The 22,969-nt window shown below is 64.7% G+C and carries 18 protein-coding genes and 1 pseudogene; 12 read left to right on the forward strand and 7 right to left on the reverse strand.

Annotated features, from left to right (window positions below; genetic code table 11):
- Positions 1–16 precede the first annotated feature (16 nt).
- A complete protein-coding gene (locus tag R2N16_RS11780) occupies positions 17–562 on the forward strand; it encodes an NADPH-dependent FMN reductase (protein WP_316665851.1) in 546 nt (181 codons plus the stop codon).
- Between the two features lie 22 nt (positions 563–584).
- Here the strand turns inward: R2N16_RS11780 and R2N16_RS11785 are convergent, their stop codons facing one another.
- Together R2N16_RS11785 and R2N16_RS11790 are read right to left on the reverse strand one after the other, a co-directional pair.
- Positions 585–1,811, reverse strand: coding sequence for a CynX/NimT family MFS transporter (locus R2N16_RS11785; RefSeq protein ID WP_316665852.1), 1,227 nt, complete (start codon positions 1,809–1,811; stop codon positions 585–587).
- A gap of 91 nt (positions 1,812–1,902) precedes the next feature.
- A complete protein-coding gene (locus tag R2N16_RS11790; RefSeq protein ID WP_316665853.1) occupies positions 1,903–2,784 on the reverse strand; it encodes a Rossmann-like and DUF2520 domain-containing protein in 882 nt (293 codons plus the stop codon).
- Positions 2,785–2,963: 179 nt separating this feature from the next.
- Between R2N16_RS11790 and yddG the strand changes: the two genes are divergently transcribed.
- The 5 genes from yddG (at position 2,964) to R2N16_RS11815 (ending at position 10,156) form a co-directional block, all read left to right on the forward strand.
- Complete coding sequence (yddG, locus tag R2N16_RS11795; protein WP_316665854.1) at positions 2,964–3,884, forward strand: aromatic amino acid DMT transporter YddG; 921 nt, start codon at positions 2,964–2,966, stop codon at positions 3,882–3,884.
- Between the two features lie 172 nt (positions 3,885–4,056).
- Positions 4,057–4,212 carry a DUF3309 family protein gene (locus R2N16_RS11800; RefSeq protein ID WP_316665856.1) on the forward strand — a complete coding sequence of 52 codons (156 nt, stop codon included), beginning with the start codon at positions 4,057–4,059 and terminating at the stop codon, positions 4,210–4,212.
- A gap of 144 nt (positions 4,213–4,356) precedes the next feature.
- The gene (locus R2N16_RS11805; protein WP_316665857.1) at positions 4,357–5,916 is read left to right on the forward strand and encodes an efflux transporter outer membrane subunit; all 1,560 of its coding nucleotides are present in this window, start codon (positions 4,357–4,359) and stop codon (positions 5,914–5,916) included.
- Positions 5,913–7,064: an efflux RND transporter periplasmic adaptor subunit gene (locus R2N16_RS11810; protein WP_316665858.1), complete on the forward strand. Its 1,152-nt coding sequence runs from the start codon at positions 5,913–5,915 to the stop codon at positions 7,062–7,064. The genes R2N16_RS11805 and R2N16_RS11810 overlap by 4 nt, the downstream gene beginning before the upstream one ends.
- Positions 7,061–10,156 (forward strand): efflux RND transporter permease subunit, encoded by a 3,096-nt coding sequence (locus tag R2N16_RS11815; RefSeq protein WP_316665859.1) that lies wholly within the window; start codon positions 7,061–7,063, stop codon positions 10,154–10,156. The genes R2N16_RS11810 and R2N16_RS11815 overlap by 4 nt, the downstream gene beginning before the upstream one ends.
- A 55-nt stretch (positions 10,157–10,211) precedes the next feature.
- Here R2N16_RS11815 and R2N16_RS11820 read toward each other — a convergent pair whose 3' ends face one another.
- Together R2N16_RS11820 and R2N16_RS25505 are read right to left on the reverse strand one after the other, a co-directional pair.
- Positions 10,212–12,089 (reverse strand): ankyrin repeat domain-containing protein, encoded by a 1,878-nt coding sequence (locus R2N16_RS11820; RefSeq protein ID WP_316665860.1) that lies wholly within the window; start codon positions 12,087–12,089, stop codon positions 10,212–10,214.
- 534 nt (positions 12,090–12,623) lie between these two features.
- Positions 12,624–12,776 (reverse strand): annotated as a pseudogene (locus R2N16_RS25505) (hypothetical protein); the annotation flags it as partial.
- Between the two features lie 425 nt (positions 12,777–13,201).
- On the opposite strand from R2N16_RS25505, the gene R2N16_RS11830 reads away from it, so the two are divergent.
- Genes R2N16_RS11830 through R2N16_RS11840 form a run of 3 tightly spaced genes read left to right on the forward strand, consistent with a single transcriptional unit; the run spans position 13,202 to position 14,964 of the window.
- A complete protein-coding gene (locus tag R2N16_RS11830) occupies positions 13,202–13,885 on the forward strand; it encodes a CsgG/HfaB family protein (RefSeq protein ID WP_316665863.1) in 684 nt (227 codons plus the stop codon).
- Between the two features lie 51 nt (positions 13,886–13,936).
- Entirely contained in the window at positions 13,937–14,302 is a 366-nt protein-coding gene (locus R2N16_RS11835) for a DUF4810 domain-containing protein (protein WP_316665864.1), read from the forward strand.
- On the forward strand, positions 14,302–14,964 hold the full coding sequence (locus tag R2N16_RS11840) for a DUF799 domain-containing protein (RefSeq protein ID WP_316665865.1): 663 nt from the start codon (positions 14,302–14,304) through the stop codon (positions 14,962–14,964). Before R2N16_RS11835 ends, R2N16_RS11840 begins: the two co-directional genes overlap by 1 nt.
- Before the next feature lie 74 nt (positions 14,965–15,038).
- Here the strand turns inward: R2N16_RS11840 and metE are convergent, their stop codons facing one another.
- Positions 15,039–17,369, reverse strand: a complete 2,331-nt coding sequence (metE, locus tag R2N16_RS11845) for a 5-methyltetrahydropteroyltriglutamate--homocysteine S-methyltransferase (RefSeq protein ID WP_316665866.1) — start codon at positions 17,367–17,369, stop codon at positions 15,039–15,041.
- A 124-nt stretch (positions 17,370–17,493) separates the two neighbouring features.
- On the opposite strand from metE, the gene R2N16_RS11850 reads away from it, so the two are divergent.
- Positions 17,494–18,411: a LysR family transcriptional regulator gene (locus R2N16_RS11850; protein ID WP_316665867.1), complete on the forward strand. Its 918-nt coding sequence runs from the start codon at positions 17,494–17,496 to the stop codon at positions 18,409–18,411.
- On the opposite strand, the gene R2N16_RS11855 is transcribed toward R2N16_RS11850, so the two are convergent.
- Positions 18,412–19,329 (reverse strand): LysR family transcriptional regulator, encoded by a 918-nt coding sequence (locus R2N16_RS11855; protein WP_316665868.1) that lies wholly within the window; start codon positions 19,327–19,329, stop codon positions 18,412–18,414. It lies immediately after the preceding gene.
- 124 nt (positions 19,330–19,453) lie between these two features.
- Here R2N16_RS11855 and R2N16_RS11860 point away from each other — a divergent pair, with 124 nt between their 5' ends.
- Together R2N16_RS11860 and R2N16_RS11865 are read left to right on the forward strand one after the other, a co-directional pair.
- Positions 19,454–20,611: an acyl-CoA dehydrogenase family protein gene (locus R2N16_RS11860; RefSeq protein ID WP_316665869.1), complete on the forward strand. Its 1,158-nt coding sequence runs from the start codon at positions 19,454–19,456 to the stop codon at positions 20,609–20,611.
- Positions 20,612–20,714: 103 nt separating this feature from the next.
- Positions 20,715–21,353, forward strand: a complete 639-nt coding sequence (locus R2N16_RS11865; protein ID WP_316665871.1) for an FMN-binding negative transcriptional regulator — start codon at positions 20,715–20,717, stop codon at positions 21,351–21,353.
- A gap of 39 nt (positions 21,354–21,392) precedes the next feature.
- Here the strand turns inward: R2N16_RS11865 and fahA are convergent, their stop codons facing one another.
- The gene (gene fahA, locus R2N16_RS11870) at positions 21,393–22,664 is read right to left on the reverse strand and encodes a fumarylacetoacetase (protein ID WP_316665872.1); all 1,272 of its coding nucleotides are present in this window, start codon (positions 22,662–22,664) and stop codon (positions 21,393–21,395) included.
- Positions 22,665–22,969 lie beyond the last annotated feature (305 nt).

Raw genomic sequence — 22,969 nt, forward strand, 5'->3', positions numbered from 1 at the left:
GACGGAGTCGTTGTTCATGTCCCTGAATTTTCTCGGCATTGCCGGTAGCCTGCGCCGCAAGTCAACCAACCAGGGCCTGCTGCGTGCGGCGTCCACCCGCCTGCCCGCGGGCGTTGAAATGGATCTGGCCGACTTGACGGATATTCCGTTCTACAACGCCGACATTACGGCCAAGCCCGCTTCGGTGGTGCGCGTGCTCGAACAGATCGGGCGCGCCGATGCGCTGGTGCTGGCCTGCCCTGAGTACAACTACTCGCTGGCGCCGGCGCTGAAGAACATTCTGGACTGGGCTTCCCGCGAGCCCAACAATGCATTGCTGGCAGGCAAGCCCGTTGCGATCCTGGGCGCGGGCGGCGGCATGGGTACGTCGCGTGCGCAGTACCACCTGCGTCAGGTGTGCGTGTATCTGGACCTGCATCCGCTGAACAAGCCAGAAGTGTTTGCCAACGCGTTTGCCGGCGGTTTCACTGCCGATGGCGATCTGACCGACGAGCGCATTGCCGGCTTGATCACCGAACAGATGCAGGCGCTGGCCAATTGGACGTTGAGGCACAAGGCTTGAGCGAAACCTTGCGGTAGGTCACTCACTCGTCGGCGTGCAGCGTGCGGTCGCGCCCGGCGAGTGAGCCCGCCACGAGCGATGCCAGCGCAATCGCGCTGAACAGCCAGCCCATCACGGCCCAGCTGCCGGTCAGATCGTGCAGCACACCCATCAGATACGGTCCTGCGGCGGCCATGGTGTAGCCAATGCCCTGCGTCATGGCCGACAGGCTTGCCGCCACGCGCGCATCGGCCGAACGCAGCACGATCAGCGACAGCGCCACGCTGAAATTGCCGCCCTGGCCGAGCCCCAGCAACACCGCCCACCACCACAGCGTTGACAGCGGCGCATACAGGCAGCCGATCAGGCCGGCCCAGCACATCAGCATCATCAGAAACACGGCGGGGCGTTGATCGCGCCCGAGCCGGGCCACAAACGGCCCGCCCAGCGCCGTGATGAGCTGCACGAGAATCGACACCGCCACCACCACGCCCGACTGCACGGCAGACAGCCCACGGTCTTGCAGGATCACGGGGAGCCAGCCGAACACGCAATACGCCAGCGACGATTGCAGCCCCATATGCAGCGTCACCTGCCAGGCGATCGGCTTGTTCCACAGCGACACGCGCTGGAGCCGAGTGGCTGCGCCCTTGCCGTGCGCATGCCGCATATGCGGCCACCAGCCGACAAACGCCAGCAGAGCGGGCAGGGCCCAGAACGCCAGCGCCGGCTGCCAGCCGCCCAGCCATGCCGAAAGCGGCGCGCTTGCACCGGCCGCCACCGCCGCACCAAAGCACAGCGCCATGGTGTAGACGCCGGTCATCAGGTCAGCTTGGCGGCCGAAATCACGCTTGACGATGCCCGGCAGCAGAATGCCCGTCACGCCGATGCAGGCGCCCGCTGCCAGCGTGCCGATGAAGAGCGGTGCGACACCGCCCGCGCTGCGCAAGGCGATGCCTGCCGCCAAAGCAATCAGCAAACCGCCCACGGCGCGTTCTGCACCAAAACGCCGGGCCAGCACCGCTGCGGCCGGCGCAAACAAGCCCAGGCACAGCACCGGCAAGGTCGTCAGCAAGCCCGCCGTGGCACCCGACAACCCCGTGCCCGCCGTCACCTGTTTGAGCACGGGCGACAGGCTCGACAGCGCCGGCCGCAGGTTCACGCCCACCAGCACCAGGCCGACCACGAGCAGGATCAGCGCGCCGGACGAGGGGCGGTCAACGGCGTCATGCGTGGCAGGAGATGGCGAGGCGTGCGGTGTTTGGGACATGGCGGAACAGGCTTGCGGGCAAGCTGCCGATTGTAGGGCGGGCGCCGGATTGGTGCATGCGCGCCTTCCAATCCCAATGATGATGGTTGCGCTATTGCGTCCGGTCGAGCCGCCTGGCGAGGTCGGCCAGCACGTCGGCGGAGGGGGCGCCGCGTTCGGCTGCCAATGCCAGGGCGCGGCGTGTGAGTGCGGTGTACAGGGCGGCGTGATCGGCGTCGAGTGCATCGAGCGCTTGCAGATGTTTGTCGATCACGCCGCCGTCTCCGCGCGAGACCGGGCCGGCCAGTGCGCCAGCCAAACCACGTGCGCGGGCCGCGGCCAGTGTGCCGTCCACCAGCGGCCACATGGCAGCGACAGCGGCATCACGGTCGATGCCTGCGGCCTCCCACAACGTGGCGGCTTCATGGAGTGCGCACAGCAGGAAGCTGGCCGCGTAGTTGGCTCCGGCGTGATACAGGGCGCGTTGCCCGGCACGCACCTTCAGCGGCGTGCAGCCGAGCCGCAGTGCAAAGCTCGCCAGCGCTGCGTCGTGCGGCGCATCGGCGTCAATGGCAATGGAGGCGCCCCTCAGACGTTCGGCGTCGTCCGGCAAGCCGGCAAAGAGAAACAGCGGGTGAAAGCTGGCGGTATCCGCGCCGGCCTGGCGGGCCGCATCCAGCAAGCCGCGTTCGCCGGCGCCGCTGCAATGGAGCACGAGTTGACCCGGGCGCCAGCGGATGTTATCGACCACGCCCGGGATGGCGTCATCCGGCACGGTCACGAACACCCAGTCGGCGGCGTCCGCCACGCCTTGTGCATCGACGGTCTTGGCACCGGTGGCTTGCGCCAGCCACGCCGCGGGCGCGGGCGAGCGACTGGCCACCGCCACGGTGCGTACGCCTGCGCCGTGCGCCCTCGTGGCCAATGCCCGCGCCAGCCGCCCCGCGCCAATCCAGCCCACCGAAACTGGCGCTTCGATTGCAAAAGACGTCATAGCAAGTCTCGATTTTTCATCGCCAGCATCTTATAGCGAAGCGAAGTCCGGGGACGGAGATGCGCACATCAGGCGATCAGGCGGCGCGGCCGGTAAACTGCACGCCTTCACCGGCCGCGTTGGGGCGGGCGTGAGCAAACGGTTTTTCTCAGGCGGACATGTCAGTGCACGCAGGCGTTATGCAAAGCAAAAGTAGGGCAACCCTCATCGGGCTCATCGCGGTGCTGCTGTGGAGTTCGATCGTCGGCTTGATCCGGGGTGTGAGCCAACACCTGGGGGCCGTGGGTGGCGCTGCCATGATCTATACCGTCGCGTCGGTGCTGCTGGTGTTCACGGTTGGCTTCAATAATCTGAAGACGTTTCCGCGGCGCTACCTGGTGTGGGGCAGCCTGCTGTTCGTGTCGTACGAGTTGTGTTTGTCTCTGTCGATCGGCTATGCCAGCAGCGGGCGGCAGGCGATCGAAGTCGGGATGGTCAACTACCTGTGGCCGACGTTCACGATGCTGTCGGCCATTGCCTTCAACCAGCAGCGTGCGAATGCCCTGATCGTGCCCGGCGTCCTGGTTTCCATCCTGGGAATCTGTCTTGTGCTGGGCGGGGATCAAGGGCTGGATATCGCCGGCATGGCCGAGAACGTCAAAGACAACCCGCTCAGTTACGGATTGGCCTTTACGGGCGCGGTGATCTGGGCGGCGTACTGCACGGTCACCAGCCGGATTGCCGAGGGCAAGAACGGCGCAACGCTGTTCTTCATCCTGACCGCGCTGGCCCTGTGGATCAAGTTTTTTGCCACCGGCGGCGGGGCGATGCACTTCAGCGTGTCGGCGCTGGTCTACCTTGCGTTGGCCGCGTCAGCAATGGGCTTCGGCTACGCAGCCTGGAACGTCGGCATCCTGCACGGCAATGTCACGGTGCTGGCAGGCGCGTCATATTTCATCCCCGTGTTTTCTGCTGCCTTGGCCGCTGCGCTGTTGCACGCTCCGCTTTCGTTCGCGTTCTGGAAGGGCGCATTGATGGTGGTTGCCGGATCGATCCTGTGCTGGCTTGCGACGCGTGGTGGTCGTGCAAAGACGTTGTCTTCGCCCAAGTCTTCCGCCTGACATAAGAACGGCCGCACGCGGGCATCCGCAGTGTTTAATATTCGCAATTAACTGCCAAGATTTTAGAAAAACCGCAGATATAGCCACCACGGGAACGGGGCGTGCTAGATGCCGGGTAAGCCGCTGCGCCACGACGGAACGGCGGCATCCCAACACAGAAACAGGAGGCATCATGTTGAGCACCATTCTCATCGTCGTTCTCATCTTGCTGCTGATCGGCGCGCTGCCGTCGTGGCCGTACAGCCGGGGTTGGGGCTACGGGCCGACGGGCGGGCTCGGGCTGATCGTGGTGATCGTCATCATTCTTGTGTTGTTGGGCTATATCTGACGCCACGGCCGGCGCGGATGTGCGCGTGGTTCTGAGCATCGCCTGACCGGTTGTCGAGGGTTGGCTGAGTGCCGTGGCGGGGCGGGTGTCTTGCAGACGCTTGACTGGGCATAATCCCAGCTGCGTTCCCGAAGGACACTTCCCATGAAGACAGGTCGACACGCCGGCAGCCGTGCGCCCGGCGGTTGCGCCCGAATCGCGCCGCTGGTGCTGGCCTTGCTGCTGGCCGGCTGCGCGGTCGGGCCCGATTACCGCACGCCGTCACTGAGCGGTACCGAAGCACCCCAAGGCTGGCACGCCACGCTCCCGCACCACGGCAGCCGCATGGCGTTGGCGCGCTGGTGGGAGCAGTTCCACGACCCCGTACTGACCCAGTTGGTGGAGCAGGCGGACGCCACCAGCCCCACGATCGCGCAGGCCGTCGGGCGCGTGCGCGAGGCACGTGCGAACGTTTCCACCAGCCAGGCGGCGCTCTTCCCGCAACTGAAAGGTTCCGGCTCCGCCATGCGGCAGGGCGGGTTTGGCGGCAGCCAGTTTGCCGGCGGCACGGGCGGGCTGTCTGCTGGTGGGCTCAGCCCAACGCTGGGGCTGGGCACGATCACGACCTTGGCGGCGCAGGCCGACGCGTCGTGGGAGATCGATCTCTTCGGGGGCAAACGCCGCAGCCTGGAAGGCGCCGATGCGCGCCTGACCGCCAGCGAAGCCGATTGGCACGACGCGCGCGTATCGCTTGCCGCCGAGGTTGCCAACACCTATTTGCAGCAACGCGAGTGCGAGGCGCTGGTCAACATCGGCGCGGCCACGCTGTCGTCGCGGCAAGAAACGCTGCAACTGACTGAACGCAAATTCCGCGCGGGTTTTGTTGCGCCGGCCGATTTTGCGCAAGCGCAAGCTACCGTGAGCGACGCTGTCAATGCGTTGGAAGGCCAGCGTGCGCAATGTGCACAAGGGGTCGACAAGCTCGTCACACTCACCGGCATGGATCACGATGCGCTGAACGCGTTGCTGTCCAGCGCTAGCGCGCAGATTCCGGCGCCCCCCCAGGCCGGCGTGCCCGATGTGCCGGCGCACGTGCTGTCGCAACGGCCGGATGTGTCGTCGGCCGAGCGTGCGGTGGCGGGCGCAAGCGCCGATATCGGTGTGGCGGTCGCGAGCCGCTTGCCATCGATCACGCTGGCGGGCTCCATCGGCATCAACTCGTATCGCCTGGGCGGTCAATCGTTGACGAGCAAATCGTGGTCGTTCGGGCCGTCGGTGTCGTTGCCGATCTTTGATGGCGGCACGGGCGCGGCGCGCGTGGAAACGGCGCGTGCCCGTTACGACCAGGCGCTGGCCAGCTATCGGGGCAAGGTGCGCCAAGCCGTGCAGGAAGTGGAAGACGCGCTGGTGCGCCTGGACGCTTCCGAGCGCCGTGTCGACGCAGCCACGATGGCCGATAGCCAATACGCCAAGGTGTTGGAAGCGTCCAACGCGCGCTACCGCCTGGGTGCCGGCAGCCTGCTGCAGCTGGAAGACGTGCGGCGTACGGCGTTGCAGGCTTCGCAATCCCTGGCGGCCGTCAAGCTTGAACGCGCACAGGCCTGGGTGGCGCTGTACAAGGCTGTCGGTGGCGGCTGGCGCGACGATGCACCCAACCCTCATCCCGATACCAAGATCACTGCGCCGACCGCACAGGGCGTGGCGCATACCGGAAGCGCTTCATGACAGGACAACGAGTTTGGACGGCCGCGCTGGCGGTGTTGCTGGCCAGCGCGCTGGCGGCGTGCGGCAAATCTGCGCCCGAGAACAAGAACAAGGAACAGCCGCCTGCCAAGCCGGCGCTGGCCGTCAACGTCGTGCACCTGGCGCAGCATGCGTGGCCGCGCATCGCCACGGCCAGCGGTGCTGTACAGCCGTGGCAGGAAGCCAGCATCGGTGCCGAGGTGAACGGGTTGAGGCTGGCGGAAGTGCTTGTCAACGTGGGCGATGTGGTCAAGCAAGGCCAATTGCTTGCGCGCCTGTCGGATGAAACCGTGCGCGCCGATGTGGCCGCCCAACGCGCCAGCCTGGCCGAAGCCGAGGCCTCGGCCGCGCAAGCTGCAGGCGAAGCCCACCGTGCGCACGAACTCGACAGGAGCGGCGCCATCAGCCAGCAGGATCTGATCCAGTACGACACGCAGGCCAAGACCGCTGCTGCCAAGCTGGCCGCTGCCCGCGCACAGTTTGATAGCCAGCAACTGCGTTTGCGCTACACGCGTGTGGTGGCGCCCGACGACGGCGTGATCAGCGCACGCACGGCAACCGTGGGCGCGGTGGTGTCCTCCGGCACCGAACTCTTCAAGCTCATCCGCAAGAACCGCCTGGAATGGCGTGCCGAGATGCACGGCGATGTCCTGCCCCGCATCCAACCCGGCCAGGCCGCCCAGCTGCGCCGCATGGATGGCGGCATGGTGAACGGCCGCGTGCGCCAGATCGCCCCCACGGTCGACGCCAACACGCGCAATGGTCTCGTCTATGTCGATCTGCCGCCGGAAGCTGCGGCATCTGGCGTAAAGGCGGGGATGTATCTCTCTGGCGATGTGCTGCTGGGCGACGCGCCGGCCGCGACGTTGCCGGAGACGGCCGTATTCTCACGCGACGGTTACGACTACGTGATGGTGATCGGCCAGCAAGGCCGCGTGCGCCAGACCAAGGTCGCGGTCGGCCGCCGCCAGGACCGGCAAGTCGAAATCGTGCAGGGTATCGGCGCGAACGATGGCGTGGTCGCTGCGGGCGCCGCCTTCCTGAACGATGGTGATGTGGTGCGCGTGGCTGCCGCCGGTGCAGCCCCCGCACCCGTCGCATCGGCGCCGGCAGCGGGAGCCAAGCCATGAACTTTTCTGCGTGGGCGATCCGCAAGCCGATCCCGTCGATCCTGTTGTTCATCCTGATCACAGTGGCAGGGTTGGTGTCGTTCAAGATGCTGTCGATCCAGAACTTTCCGGACATCGACTTTCCTGCGGTATCCGTGACTGCCAGCCTGCCGGGCGCCACGCCCACGCAGATGGAAACCGAAGTCACGCGCAAGATCGAAGACAGCATTGCCAGCATCGGCGCGATCAAGCACATCACCTCCACCATCAACGACGGCAGTTCGACCACGATGGTCGAGTTCCAGCTTGAGAAGGATGTGCAGGAAGCCGTCAACGACGTGCGCGATGCGGTCAGCCGTATCCGTGCGCAGTTGCCCTCTGACGTGCAGGAGCCGGTCATCTCGCGCGTGACGTTCGCCAGCATGCCGGTGCTGACATACGCCGTGGAATCGACGGACATGGATGCGGAGGATCTCTCCTGGTTCGTCGACAACACGGTCAACAAGCGGCTGCTGTCGGTGCATGGCGTGGCCAAGATGACGCGCCAGGGCGGCGTGGATCGTGAAGTGCGCGTGCAGCTCGACCCCGTGCGCCTGCAGGCGTTGAACGTCTCGGCGGCGGACATCAGCGCGCAAGTGCGCGGCATGCAGCAGGAGGCGCCGGGTGGGCGCGGCAACGTCGGCGGCCAGGAGCAGGCGGTGCGCACGCTCGGTACGGTGAAGAGCGCGCGCGAACTCGCGCAGATGGACATCCCGTTGTCCGATGGCCGGCGCATCCGCTTGTCGGATGTGGCCGACGTGCGCGACACCGCGGCCGAGCCGCGCCAGATGGCATTGTTCGACGGCAAGCCGGTCGTGAGCTTCCAGGTATTCCGCTCGCGCGGCGCGAGCGAAATCTCGGTGGCCAAGGGCGTGCGCGAAGCGCTGGCCGCGCTGCAGGCCGAACGGCCCAACGTGCGTGTGACCGAGGTCTACAACATGGTCAAGCCGGTGTCGGATGCGTACACCGCGTCCATGCACGCGCTGTACGAAGGCGCCATCCTTGCGGTGATTGTGGTGTGGCTGTTCCTGCGCGATTGGCGGGCCACATTTGTGTCGGCCGTGGCGCTGCCGCTGTCGATCATCCCGACATTCGCTGCCATGCAGTTGCTCGACTTCACGCTCAACGGGATCACGCTGCTGGCGCTCACGCTGGTGGTCGGGATTCTCGTCGACGATGCCATCGTGGAGGTCGAGAACATCGTGCGCCACCTGCGCAATGGCAAGAAGCCGCTGGAGGCGGCCCTGGAAGCGGCGCAGGAGATTGGCCTGGCCGTCGTGGCGACCTCGCTCACGCTAGTGGCAGTGTTTCTGCCGACGGCCTTCATGGGCGGCATCTCGGGCAAGTTCTTCAAGCAGTTCGGGTGGACGGCCTCGCTGGCGGTGCTGGCCTCGCTGCTGGTGGCGCGGTTGCTCACGCCCATGATGGCCGCTTACATGCTCAAGCCGCAGGACGAGCCCAACCGCGACGGCTGGATCATGACGCGCTACCTGCAGGCTGCGCGCTGGTGCCTCCTGCACCCGTGGAAGACGGGCGGCATGGCGGCGGCGTTCTTCGTTGTGTCGATCGCCATCATCGGGCTGATTCCCGCAACGTTCCTGCCGCCCGAAGACTGGGCGCAGTTGCAGATGACGGTGGAAAGCCCGCCTGGCAGCACCATCGCCCAAACACGCGAGAACACCGAGCGCGTGCGCAAGATCGTGATGCAGCACAAGGAAGTCCGTCACGTCTATACGGCCATTGGCTCGGGCGTGATGGCGGGTGTGCCGGGCTCCAGCGGCGGTGAGGTGCGCAACGGCACGCTCACGATCTCGCTGACCGACCGGCATGATCGGCACATCAAGCAGCAGGGCGTCCAGCGCCAGTTGCGCGAAATGCTGGAAGGCGTGCCGGGCGTGCGGATCTCGTTTGGCGCCGTGGGCTCCGGTGAGCAACTGCAGGTGGTACTGACCGGCGACGACCCTGCCACGCTTCAGCAAGCCGCACGCGATGTGATGCGCGATCTGCGTACCGTGCCAGGGCTCGGTGCGGTCACTTCGTCGGCGAGTCTGCTGCGGCCCGAAATCGTCATCCGCCCGGACTTTGCGCGTGCTGCACAGCAAGGGGTGACAGCCGCCGCCATCGGCCAGGCCGTGCGCGTGGCAACCGCCGGCGACTACGACGTCAACCTGCCGAAACTGAACCTGCCCGAGCGGCAGGTGTACATCCGCGTTGAACTCGATCCGAAGGCACGCAACCAGATCGATACGATCCGTCAGTTGCGCGTACCGGGCCGCAACGGTGCGGTGCCGCTAGAAAACATCGCCGACATTTCCATCGGGAGCGGCCCCGCGCAGATCGACCGCTATGACCGCAGCCGCAACGTCACCATCAGCGTGGGGCTGGAGGGCCGCGCGCTGGGCGATACCAACATGGCGGTGGAGGCGCTGCCGTCCATCAAGAACCTGCCGCAAGGTGTGCGCCGCATTGCCTCGGGCGACGTGGAGGGCATGCAGGAACTGTTCAGCAGTTTCTTCCTCGCCATGTTCGCGGGGGTGCTGTGCGTGTATGCGGTGCTCGTGCTGCTGTTCCACGACTTCACGCAGCCGGTGACGATCCTGGCGGCGCTGCCGTTGTCGGTGGGCGGAGCGTTCGGGCTGCTGGCGTTGTTCGGTTTCAGTCTGTCGCTGCCCGCGTTGATCGGCTTGCTCATGCTGATGGGCATCGTGACCAAGAACTCGATCCTGCTGGTCGAATACGCCATTGTTGCGCGGCGCGATCTGGGCATGTCGCGCACCGAGGCCATCATCGATGCCTGCCACAAGCGCGCCCGCCCCATCGTCATGACCACGGTGGCCATGACCGCCGGCATGGTGCCGATGGCGCTCGGCCTGGAAGGCGATGCGGGTTTCCGCGCGCCGATGGCGGTGGCAGTGATCGGCGGCTTGTTGACGTCCACGCTGCTGAGCCTGCTGGTGGTGCCGGTGGTGTTCGAGAAGGTGGATGACGTTAAAGAATGGGCGCTGCGCAAGTTCCGCGGAGCGCGCCATCACGGGCTCGAGCCGGAGCCTGCATCACGGCATGAGCCGCGTTAGCGGCGCCGCCGCCCGTTACCCGGTGGAGAGCGCAGAAGCGACCCCTCCTGGATCCCTACGCGGAAGCGTCTCCGTCTTCGGCAATCGATTCCATCGGACGGCGCCCCCGACGCGCCACGGCGGGCAGCGTTGCAGAGGTCAGCACCGGACCTTGTTGCCGAGACCAGCGCGGCGCGCGCACGGAATCGAATGCAGGGTTGTCCAGGACTGCATTCTCGTGATCGACCGAAAAGCGCGAGAGCGCGGCCGCAAATTGGCGTGCGTCTGCGTGATAGCCGAGTCCGGGCGGGCCGCTGGTTTGCGGGCGTTTGCCGTTGTACCCGTCGGTGTCGGCCAAGCCAAGTTTGAGCTGTACGAGTCCTGGATACCGGTAACCGCCCGGGCCCTTCATGATGCCCATCAGCCCGCGATGCGGCGCCTTGGCGTAGTCCAGGGTGAGCGCCACGCCGCGGGGCTTGCCGTAATCGACATCCAGCGGGCCGCCCTTGGTGGCGCGACGGCCCTGGTTATTGTTCAGGAGTTGCGGGTCGAGCAGGATCATGGACGGCTGCTTTGGCAGCAGAACACGGCTCTCGACCGTCGCGCGAAAGCTCTGCGCCATGGCGCCACCCATCGAAGCCCCGGCGATGAAATCAAGTTCGACATGGTTTGGCCGGGACAGAATTTTCGCGAACAATTCACCCGCCCGCTTGGTCGCGCGATCCACATCGCCAATCCGGCCGAATGCGCTGCTGATGTCCTGGCGCACATCTCTGAGGTTCTGGGTGCCGCCAAAGAACATGCGCAGGCGCTGCGGCCCTTCGGTGGCGTTGGTGGGCGCGGGTTCCAACGCAACACCGATGTGGGCGATCTTCATGGCGTTGATCAGTTCGGCATGCTCGCCCTCTGTCAGTGCCTCCGACAGGGCGGGATGTTGCAGCGCTGAAAGACCGTAATTCCTGAAGTTGCCGTCAATTTCCTTGGCAAATTTCGAAAACGTCTCGCGAATGGCGACCCGCTGCTGGGCGCGTACGTCCACGTCTTCCGCTGACAGGGCACCGAACCCTAATGCCTCGGAAAGCGCACTGGCATCCCGTTCAGGCAATTCGTCAAACGTGCGCAGCGCGTCGTGCACGAGGTTGATCTTGCGGCCCGATTTCAGATCGTTGATGGCCGGCTTGGCCGTGTGCGCTCTCGCCGGCGACAACCGGAGTTCGGGCTCCACCCGCAACTCAGCCAGCGGAGTCGCAGGGCGTCCTGCGCGCCGTGTGTGGGTGGCTGCAGCGTCGGTGGGCAGGGGTTTTTTGTCACGAAGGTTTCCGATCAAGGTCTCGCGTTTGGCAAGTTCCAGAAATGCCTTTGCCGCAATGCCCGTGTTGGGGATGGTGTCTGGCGATCCGCCAAATCGCATCGTCAGAACGCGCGCGAATGTGCGGCCTGCGCTGTTTGGTGTGCGCAGATCCGGGTTATGCGCCAGCATCGCAAGCACCGTGTCTTTGTTCGCAGCCTGAGCCAGCCGCATGACCGCCGTATTGCCGCGTGCGTCGCGGGCATCGATTGGGGCGCCCGCTCGGACGAGTAGATCGACGGCTTCTGCGGAGCGCGCGTTAAAGAGCGGCGTTGCGCCCTGATTGTTGGTTGCATGCACATCGGCGCCGGCTTCGAGCAACTGCTCCATGAGCGCCGTGTCGCGCCCCGCAGCGGTATGTAATGGCGTATTGCCAAGGCTGTCCTGCGCGTTGACATTCGCACCGTGCGCGACCAAGGCCTTGGCCAGCCGGAAGTTGTCACAGCCCAGGGCGCTCATGAGCAGCGGGTCGCCATGGTGGTCAACAGCATTCACGAGGTCGGGATGCTTCGCGAGAATGTCATCGAGCCGCGCAGATGAAAAATCGTGCTGCCAGACCATGTCGAGCACCTCTGCGCGATTCTCGGCCTGATGCAGGAAGGTCATCCCCCAGCCGTCGCCTGGTGGAATAGCCGGTGCCGTGCCCTTGTTCTCTGGCGATGTCGCGGACGACGCTTCTCGGCGGCTCGTGCTTGGCGACCACTGCGCACCCGCACGAATCGCTTTGATGGCGTCGTGGAGTTCGGGGTCGGCGGACGCGCGCCCGGCAGCCTTCGGGCTGGCTGCAGAGGAAGCGCTAATGGCTGGCGGTGTTCCAGTTTGCCTGCGTGCGGGCAGTCGGCTGAGTTGAGGCGCAGCTTTGCGAGGACTGCGCCCTGTGCTGTTGGTCTGCTCCGGCGTCTGCCGGGTATCGGCCACACGGTTTGTGGGCGCGGGCGCACCGAGCCAACTGCGAACAAGGAAGACCGGGCTTTTCATGGGATCGTCCCATCGATATTAGAAAACACGAATCACTGGGTTCAATGGTGTTTTCTTCGCGTGTCAGCCACGTGCAGCGCTGCGAAATGGTGAGCGCGTGCGCGAAGCGACGGTGCCTTGCCGGTTGACAATGGCACTGCGGTGTCGGGCCTGCGGCGCTTGGCGCACGCTGCCGCGCAAGCCTGAGGCCGATACGCCGAATGCGCGTGCGGCCCATTCCGGGTAGCCGGGCACGTTGGAAGCGCGCAGCGGCAGGCCTTCGCGGAAGGCGGCTTCGTCGATCTGGATGGCGGCAATGCTGGCGGCTTCCAGGTCGCGCAGCAACTTGCCCGGAGCACTGCCGCGTTTCCACAGCAATGCATTTTCCGTGTTTAAAAAGTCAACCCGAAATCCGAGGGGGTCGCGAGTTGACCGATTACTATCTTCATCGGCCCTGTCAGTCGGTACAATTCGCGCTTTGCTGAAAATAATGGACGCAATGACGTCCAGATAATGCAGGTTGCAAGGGTGGTGTGGGAGTGTTTCGTCACGGCGTACAGCGTTGCGAACGTTGTCGGCGCGCGCATCCGCGAGGGGTTTTGTTGGCCCTGTCGCGCGGAGCATTGCGGGCCAATCCAAATTTCCTCTGTTTTCGATCGAACACGGGTTGTCCCGTGCTGATAGCGCCTGCGCGCTTCGTGTGAGTGCTCGGATTAATATTTCTGAAAATCAGATTTAAGTGTTTTTAAGGGAGAAGTCGAATGAAGCAAACCTCGAAATTGATGGTTGCCGGCGCCGCCGCGCTGGCACTCGGCATGCTCGGCGGCTGCGCGACCGAATCGTCGCAAGCATTGCCGGTTGCCAAGGTGGAAAGCGCGAGCCGCCCCTACGCCGGCGTGCGCGCTCCGATTGCCGTGGGCAAATTCGATAACCGCTCGGCCTACATGCGTGGCGTGTTCTCGGATGGCGTGGACCGCCTGGGCGGCCAAGCCAAGACGATCCTGATCACGCACCTGCAGCAGACGAACCGCTTCTCGGTGCTGGACCGCGACAACATGGCGGAGATCAAGCAGGAGGCCGCCATCAAGAACACCGCGCAGAAACTCAAGGGCGCTGACTACGTCATCACCGGCGACGTGACCGAGTTCGGCCGCAAGGAAACCGGCGACCAGCAACTGTTCGGCATCCTCGGCCGCGGCAAGGAGCAAGTCGCTTACGCCAAGGTCGCGCTGAACGTGGTCAACATCTCGACCTCGGAAGTCGTGTATTCGGTGGGCGGCGCGGGTGAATACAAGCTGTCGAACCGCGAAGTGATCGGTTTTGGCGGTACGGCCAGCTACGACTCGACGCTCAACGGCAAGGTGCTGGACCTGGCCATGCGCGAGGCGGTGAACAACCTGGTCAACGGCATCGAGAGCGGTGCCTGGAAGCCGGGCGCGCAGTAAGCGCGCACGCAGTCAAAAACAAAAAACGGGAAATAAGGGGTAACAACAGTCATGAGCAAGGTGTTTGCGATGTGGCGCGTGGCGGCCGGTGCGGCCGTCGGGAGTGCAATGCTGGCCGGTTGCGCCGGTCCGAAGCCGCTGTACCAGTGGGAGGGCTACCAACCGCAGGTGTATCAGTACTTCAAGGGCGAAGCGAAGGAAGCCCAGGTGACGGAACTCGAACGTGGCCTGGAGAAGATCAAGGCCACCAATGGCGCCGTGCCGCCGGGCTATCACGCCCAACTGGGCATGCTGTATTCGGGGCTCGGCAAGGATGACCAGATGGTCCAGGAGTTCAATACCGAGAAGGCACTGTTTCCGGAATCGACGGTGTACATCGATTTCCTGATGAAGAACGTGAAGAAGGGGACCAACTGATGGCCAAGCGCTTTCTGAAACTGTGTGCCGCAGCCAGCGTGGTCGCCCTGATGGCCGGCTGCGCCGCGCCGACCAAGAACATCGATTACTCGGCGTTCAAGTCCAGCAAGCCGCGTTCGATCGTGGTGCTGCCGCCGCTGAATGAATCGCCGGACGTGGGTGCCACCTACGGCATGCTCTCGCAAGTGACGGTGCCGCTGGCCGAGGCGGGTTACTACGTGCTGCCGGTGGCGCTGGTTGACGAGACCTTCCGCCAGAACGGTCTGACCACGGCAGGCGACATCCACGGTGTGCCGGTGGCCAAGCTGCATGACATCTTTGGTGCCGATGCTGCGCTGTACATCACGGTCACGCAGTACGGCAGCAAGTACATGGTGGTCAGCAGCGCCACCGTGGTGTCGGCCGACGCGAAGCTGGTGGACCTGAAGAGCGGGCAGACGCTGTGGACCGGCCATGCCAGCGCATCGAACAACGAAGGCGGCAATAACTCCGGCGGCGGCCTGATCGGCATGCTGGTGTCGGCGGCGGTCAACCAGATCATCGCCAACGTGACCGACCAGGGCTACAAGGTGGCGGGTACGACCAGCGCGCGTCTGCTGTCGGCCGGGCAACCGGGCGGGCTGTTGTATGGTCCGCGTTCGCCGAAGTACGGCACCGACTAAGCTGTTGTTTCCTGCAAGAAAAAACGCCAACCGAAACAAACCGGTTGGCGTTTTTCTTTGGGCGTTACGGTTGCTTATGCCGTTGCGCTTTCACCCTGCGTGGCCTTGCTGCCCGCATGCTCCGCGTTCGCATGCTTGGCACGCAAGCGGCGCGTGGCTTGCACCATGCCTTGCAGTGCCGCTTCCACTTCCGGCCAGCCGCGCGTCTTGAGCCCGCAGTCGGGGTTCACCCACAGGCGTTGCACGGGCACAACCTGCGCGGCCTTGTCGAGCAGCGCTTCCATCTCTTCCACACGCGGCACGCGTGGCGAATGGATGTCGTACACGCCCGGGCCGATTTCGTTGGGGTAGGCAAACTCGCCAAACGCATCGAGCAGTTCCATGTTCGAGCGCGACGTTTCGATGGTGATCACGTCGGCATCCATCGACGCAATGGCGGGCAGGATGTCGTTGAACTCCGAATAGCACATATGCGTGTGGATCTGCGTGTCGTTGCGCACGCCGGAGGCCGACACACGGAACGCACGCGCGGCCCATTCGAGATAGCCCGGCACGTCGGACGCGCGCAGTGGCAGGCCTTCGCGGAAGGCAGGCTCGTCGATCTGGATGGCGGCAATGCCGGCGGTTTCCAGGTCGCACACTTCGTCACGCAGCGCCAGGGCGATCTGCAGTGCGGTCTGCTCGCGCGGCTGATCGTCGCGCACGAAGGACCACTGCAGCATCGTTACCGGGCCGGTCAGCATGCCCTTCATCGGCTTGGAGGTCAGGCTTTGCGCGTACTTGGACCACTCGACCGTCATCGCTTCGGGGCGATACACGTCGCCGTAGATGACAGGGGGTTTCACGCAGCGCGAGCCGTAGCTCTGCACCCAGCCGTTGGCGGTGAAGGCGTAGCCCCACAGCAGTTCGCCAAAGTATTCGACCATGTCGTTGCGCTCGGCTTCTCCGTGCACGAGCATGTCGAGGCCCAGGGCTTCCTGACGACGCACGACGTCGGTAATTTCGGCGCGCATGCGTTGCAGATAATCCAGCGCGGGCAGTTCGCCGCGCTTGTGTTGCGCGCGTGCCTGGCGAATCTCGGCCGTCTGCGGGAATGAGCCGATGGTGGTGGTCGGCAGCAGCGGCAGGTTCAGGCGGGCTTGCTGCGCTTCTGCGCGGGCAGCGTAGGGCGCGGCGCGCTCGGCATCCTCTGCGCGGATCGCGGCCACGCGCTTCTTGACGCTGGCGTTGTGCACGCGGCGCGATTCGGCGCGCGAGGCGATGGCGGCGCGGTTGTCATCGAGCGCCGTTTGCACGGCAGCGGGCCCTTCGACCAGTGCGAGCTTGAGGATTGCCAGTTCGTCGAGTTTCTGGCGCGCGAAGGCCAGCCAACCCTTGAGTTCGTCGTCGAGCTTGGTTTCGGCAGACAGGTCCACCGGCACATGCAGCAGCGAGCAGCTCGGCGCCACCCACAGGCGATCGCCAAAAGCCTCGGCCAGCGGGGCCAGGCGTGCCAGCACGCGCGCGAGATCCGAGCGCCAGATGTTGCGGCCATCCACCACACCAACGGAGAGGACCTTGTCTGCGGGCCACGGCGCGAAGGCGCCAAGCTGCTCCGGTGCACGCACGAGATCGAGGTGCACGCCATCGACCGGCAGGGATTTGATCAATGCAGCGTGGTGGGACGCAGCCTCAAAGTACGTGGCAAGCAGCAGCTTCGGACCCTTGGCGGCGGCCAGGGCCTGGTAAGCGGGGCCGAATGCATCCTTCCAGGCTTGCGGCAGATCAAGCACCAGCGCGGGTTCGTCAATCTGCACCCATTCCACATTCAGTGCGGCCAGACGCTGGAGCACGGCCGTGTAGGCCTGGAGTACTTGCGGCAGCAGCGCGAGCTTGTCGGTCAGGCCGTTACGGGCCTTGGCCAGATGCAGGAACGTGACCGGCCCGACCAGCGCGACCTTCACGCGGTGTCCTGCGGCCTGGGCTTCGCGCACTTCGTCGAACAGCCATTCGGTGCCGGGGCCCCATTGCCGATCGAGCAGGTCCGGCGTGAGTTCGGGCACGAGATAGTGGTAATTGGTATCGAACCACTTCGTCATTTCCATGGCCGCGTGGTCGGCATTGCCGCGCGCGAGCACGAACGATTGCGCTAGCGTCAGCTGTGCGGCATCAAAGCCATAGCGCGTGGGAATGGCGCCCAGCAGGGCGGCCGTCTGCAGCACCTGGTCGTACCAGGCGAAATCACCCACGGTGACAAAGTCGAGGCCGGCGTCGCGCTGGGCATTCCAGTGGCGCTCGCGCAAAGCGCGGCCGGTGGCGCGCAGGTCGTCTTCGGACGAGGCGCCCTTCCAGAACGATTCGAGGGCGAACTTCAGCTCGCGTTGCGCGCCGATGCGCGGGTAGCCGAGGGTATGGATGGTCGTCATAGTGGTCGCAGGAGAGGCGATTTGTTTTTCAGTCCTGCGATGATGGGCGACCCTGTGTCATGAATCAAATGATATTATTTTCGATAACATTGAATGAGATTCATACATTGGACGTCGCACGAACATGCTTGAAATCCGCCATCTACGCACGCTGATCGCCCTGGCCGACGGGGGCTCCGTCTCGCGCGCCGCCGAGCGGCTGCACTTGACGCAATCGGCGTTGTCGCATCAGTTGCGCGCGCTGGAGTCGCACTATGGGCTGGCCGTCGTGCGCCGCAAGGGCCAGACGGTCGAGTTGACCGAAGCGGGTGAGCGCATGCTTGAACTCGCGCAAAAGGTCGTCGCCGACATCCAGACCGCCGAGCGAGACCTCGAACGCATCAAGGGCCGTGCCGCGGGCACGCTGCGCATCGCGCTCGAATGCCACACATGCTTCGACTGGCTGATGCCCGTGATGGACACCTTCCGCCAGCGCTGGCCCGAAGTGGAGATGGACCTTGTCTCGGGCTTCCACACCGATCCGCTCGCACTGCTCAAGGACGGCCGCGCCGACGTCGTCATCGGCTCCGACGCCAAGATGCGACGGGGTGTCGTGTTCGCGCCGCTGTTCCGCTTCGAGATCCTCGCCGTGCTGCCGGTCGACCACGCGCTGCAAAGCAAGAAGTGGCTGGACGCGAAGGACTTTACTGACCAGACACTCATCACGTACCCGGTGCCCGAAGAGCGCATCGACCTGATCCGGCAGGTGCTGACACCCGCCGGAATCGCATTCAGCCGCCGCACAGCCGAACTGACCATCGCCGTGCTCCAGCTCGTTGCCAGCCGCCGCGGGCTGGCCGCGCTGCCGAGCTGGGGTATCAAGAACTACGTCGATTACGAATACGTTGTGGCCAAGCGCGTCGGCAAGGAAGGCCTGTGGAGCGACCTCTACGCCGCCATGACGCGCGACTACGCACAGGCGCCGTTCGCGCAGGACTTTATCGAGACGGCCAAGTCGATCTGCTTTGCGCAGTTGCCGGGGTTGAGGCCGTTGGAGGTGTAATCAGGCGCGCTTCTGGGGCAGGCGCGGCAGTTTGCCTTGTAGCCCGTCTTTCAAGAAATCCAGCAAATGCCGCGTGGCCAGCGTCCGATACCGGCTTGGCATCGCCAGCATGTAAAGGCGACTGCCGAAGACGCTGAATCGATAGTTCGGCAACACGCGTTTTACATGCCCCTCACGTAGATCGTCCGCGACCGCGTAATAGGGCAGGATGCCCAGCCCGTTGCCGGCGCGCACGGCGGCTTGCAAAAACAGATAGTTATCGGACGAGACGCCCGGGTCGAGCGTGACGAGCGAGCGCGTATCGCCCAGGTGTGCCGATAGCCGCAGGGGCTGCCCAACGGCCGGCGCGCTGACGATGGTGTGATTGGCCAGCGCATCGAGCGTTTTCGGCACGCCATGCGCGGCCAGGTAATCCGGCGCGGCGCACAGCACCCAGTCGACTTCATCGAGCAGCGTGGCGACGAGCGATTCCGGCGGGTTCGAGACGATGCGCAGCGCCACATCCACATCTTCGCCAATCAGGTCGGAGACCCGGTTGTCGAATCGCACATCCAGTCGGATATCCGGATACGCGCGCTTGAACGCCACCAGCAGCGGCGACACCAGCAAGTGCCCCAGCCCGGTCGGCACCGACAGCCGCACGCTGCCTTGTAGCGATTTGCCCAGCGAGGAGACCAGCGCATCGGCGGCGGCCATTTCGCGCAGGATGCTGCGACCGTGTTCGTAGATGCCGGCGCCCACTTCCGTGGGCTCGACGCGGCGCGTGGTCCGGCGTAGCAGCTGCACGCCCAGCGCGCGCTCGAACGCCTTGAGCCGGTGGCTTACGTTGGAGCGCGTGGTCTGCAGCCGGCGTGCCGCCGCCGACAGGTTGCCCGCATCGACGATCTCGACGAAGAGCTTGAGTGCATTCAGGTCCATATCGGGCTTATCCTGGCGCGCTGCATTGGTGAATCGAATTCGACATTCTGTTGATGGGCGGCCGGATTGTCAAAACATGCCAACCCGGTAAGATCAGGCACAACATCCCACAGGAACCAGCGACATGGCGCTCGACGACGAATCCTTCGGCCTGCTGCAGCAATCGGTGCAGCGCTTTATCCAGGAGCGGCTCGTGCCGGCGGAAAACATTCTCGAAGACGAGGATGACGTGCCCGCCGACATCGTTGCCGACATGAAAGAGATGGGCCTCTTCGGCCTGTCGATTCCGGAAGAGCACGGCGGCATTGGCCTGGCGATGGCGCAGGAGTGCGAGGTGGTGTACGACCTGAGCCACACGGCGCTGGCCTTCCGCTCGGTGTTCGGTACCAACGTCGGCATCGGTTCGCAGGGCATCCTGATGGACGGCACCGACGCGCAGAAGGCCGACTACCTGCCGCGCATTGCCAGCGGCGAGCTGATCATCTCGTTCGCGCTCACGGAACCGAACGCGGGGTCGGATGCGGCATCGCTGCAGACGCGCGCCACGCTGGACGGCGATCACTACGTCATCAACGGCACCAAGCGATTCATCACCAACGCGCCGCGTGCCGGGGCATTCACGCTGATGGCGCGCACGGGCAGCGAAGGCGCGGGCGGCATCTCGGCCTTTATCGTGCCGGCCGATACGCCGGGCATCACGCTTGGCAAGCCCGACAAGAAGATGGGCCAGCGCGGCACCAAGACGTGCGACGTGATGCTGGATAACGTGCGCGTGCCCGCCGCCAACATCATTGGTGGCGTGGCGGGGCAGGGCTTCAAGACGGCGATGAAGGTGCTGGACCGCGGCCGCCTGCACATTTCGGCGCTGGCATGCGGCATGGCGCACCGGCTGATTACCGATGCCGTGGCCTACGCCAAGGAGCGCAAGCAATTCGGTCAGCCCATTGCCGACTTTCAGTTGATCCAGGCCATGCTGGCCGACAGCCAGGCGGAGCTGTACGCTGGCATGTCGATGGTGCGCGACTGCGCGCGCCGCTACGACGCCAAGCCCGTCGGCAAACAGGATCACGAAGTCAGCATGCTGGCCTCGTGCACCAAGATGTTCTGCACCGAGATGGTCGGCCGCGTGGCGGATCGCGCGGTGCAGATTCACGGGGGTGCGGGCTACATTGCCGAGTACAAGGCCGAGCGCTTCTATCGCGATGTGCGCCTGCTGCGCTTGTACGAAGGCACCACGCAGATCCAGCAGCTCATCATCGCCAAGAACCTGCTGCGCGACTAGGTTGGCTCTAGCAATCTGATCAGATCTGGCTCTATGTTGGGGCCACGATCCGGTTCAGAATGGGCGCTCCCCTGTCGATTGCGCGGTTGTTGCCGGAGTTGCCATGTACGTGCCTGCCCACTTTGAAGAATCACGCCCCGAGGCGCTGCACGACCTGATCGCGCAGAACCCATTCGGCTCGCTTGTCACACACGGCAAGAATGGGCTCGACGCAAACCACATTCCGTTTCTGCTGCTGCCCGAAGAAGGCAAGCTGGGCACGCTGCATGCCCACGTGGCGCGCGCCAACCCGGTGTGGCAAGACGTGGCCAATGGCGATGAGGTGCTGGTCATCTTCCGCGCGGGCGATGCGTATATCTCGCCGACGTGGTATCCGAGCAAGCAGGAGCATCACAAGCACGTGCCGACATGGAATTACCGCGTGGCGCATGCGCATGGGCGCATCACCGTTCGCGATGACGAGCGCTTCGTGCGCGGCGTGGTCGCCCGCCTGACACGCACCCATGAGGCTGTGCAGCCGGCGCCCTGGAAGATGTCCGATGCCCCCGCCGGCTACGTCGACGATCTGCTCAAGATGATTGTCGGGCTCGAGATAGAGATCACGGCGCTTGAAGGCAAGCTCAAGCTCGGCCAGAACCGGGAAGCGCGCGATGCACGTGGCGCTGGTGAGGCGCTCCAGGCCCGCGGCGAGCACGTGATCGGCGATGCGATGCTGGCCGTGGTGCCGGCAAAGCCAGCGTGATGAAGGCGGCGGACTGCCGGTCCGCCGCACTTTGAGGCATTACTTCGCGCTGCGCGCCGGTAGGATTTCGCCGCGCACTTCCCCAAAGCCCACGCGATAGCCGTTGCCCTGGCACCAGCCGGTCATGATGACTTCGTCGCCGTCTTCCAGGAAGGCACGCGTGGTGCCGTTGCCGAGATCAAGTGGCTGCTTGCCGTTGACGGTCAGCTCCAGCAGGCTGCCGTACGAATCCGGCGTCGTGCCGCTGATGGTGCCCGAGCCCATCAGGTCACCCACGCGCACGTTGCAACCGGACACGGTGTGGTGCGCGAGCTGTTGCGCCATCGTCCAGTACATCGCGCGGAAGTTTGTGCGGGCGATGGTGCTGCGCTCGCCACCGTGGGGGCGCAGTGCCGTTTCGAGGGCGATGTCGTAAGCGTTGGGACGGTTCTGGCGCAGGTATTCCAGCGGCTCGGGCGATTGCGCCGGGTTGGCCACGCGAAACGGCTCCAGCGCATCCATCGTCACGATCCACGGCGAGATCGATGTGCCGAAACCCTTCGAGTTGAACGGGCCGAGCGGCACGTATTCCCATTGCTGGATGTCGCGCGCGCTCCAGTCGTTGAGCAGTACGACGCCAAACATGTGATCCGGTGCCGCATCCACGGAAACCGGCTCACCCAGCGCGCTCGGCTTGCCGACGACGAAGGCCATCTCCAACTCGTAATCCAGCTTGCGGCAGGCCGTGAAGATCGGGCGCGGCTGGTCCGGCAGCTTGATCTGGCCCATCGGGCGGTGCAGCGGCGTGCCGCTCACCACCACGGAGCTTGCGCGGCCGTTGTAGCCGATCGGGATTTCCAGCCAGTTAGGCAGCAGCGCATTCTCGGGATCACGGAACATGCGGCCGACGTTGGTGGCGTGCTCGCGGGACGAATAGAAATCCGTATAGCCCGGGATGTCGATCGGCAGGTGCATCACGGCGTGTGCTTGCGGCACCAGTGCACGCGCGTGCAGCGTGGCGTTGTCGCGCACGTGGGTGTCGGCCACGCTGAACAGGGTTTGCAGCTTCTTGCGCGTTTCCGTCCATACGGGCTTGCCCAGCGCAATGAAGCTGTTGAGCTTGCCGGTGCGGAACGTGCCGCGCGTGGATGCGGGCAGCAGCCCGGCGTCATCCAGTACGCCGAGATCGATGACTTGATCACCCAGCGCCACGCCCGCGCGCGGCGACGGGTTTTCCTTGGTGGAGAAGATGCCGAAGGGCAGGTTTTCCAGGGGGAAATGGGTGTCGGGGGTGTTGGCGGATTCTAGCCAGCTTAATTGGCGGGTGGTCATGATGGGGGCGGTGATTTGTTTGTTGAGTCAGTTATTGCTTGACGTTGCTGGTGCAGCCTGCGTTTCACCCCCTGCCGGGGGCGACTTACTTTCTTTGTCTTGCCAAAGAAAGTAAGCAAAGAAAGGCGCGCCCGAGATGGCGACCTCCCCTTGAATTTATGTCGCAGAGAGGGGAAGGAGCCAAACTCGCTGCGCTCAGACAAGGCTCCTTCCTTTTTCCTCTCTGCAACAGAAATTCAAGGCGCCATCTAGGGCAGGGTACGGCCACACCTTCTGGATGCTCGCGTAGGCGTCAATGTGAATTC

The organism is Ralstonia psammae (genome assembly GCF_958405935.1).
Classification (GTDB): domain Bacteria; phylum Pseudomonadota; class Gammaproteobacteria; order Burkholderiales; family Burkholderiaceae; genus Ralstonia; species Ralstonia psammae.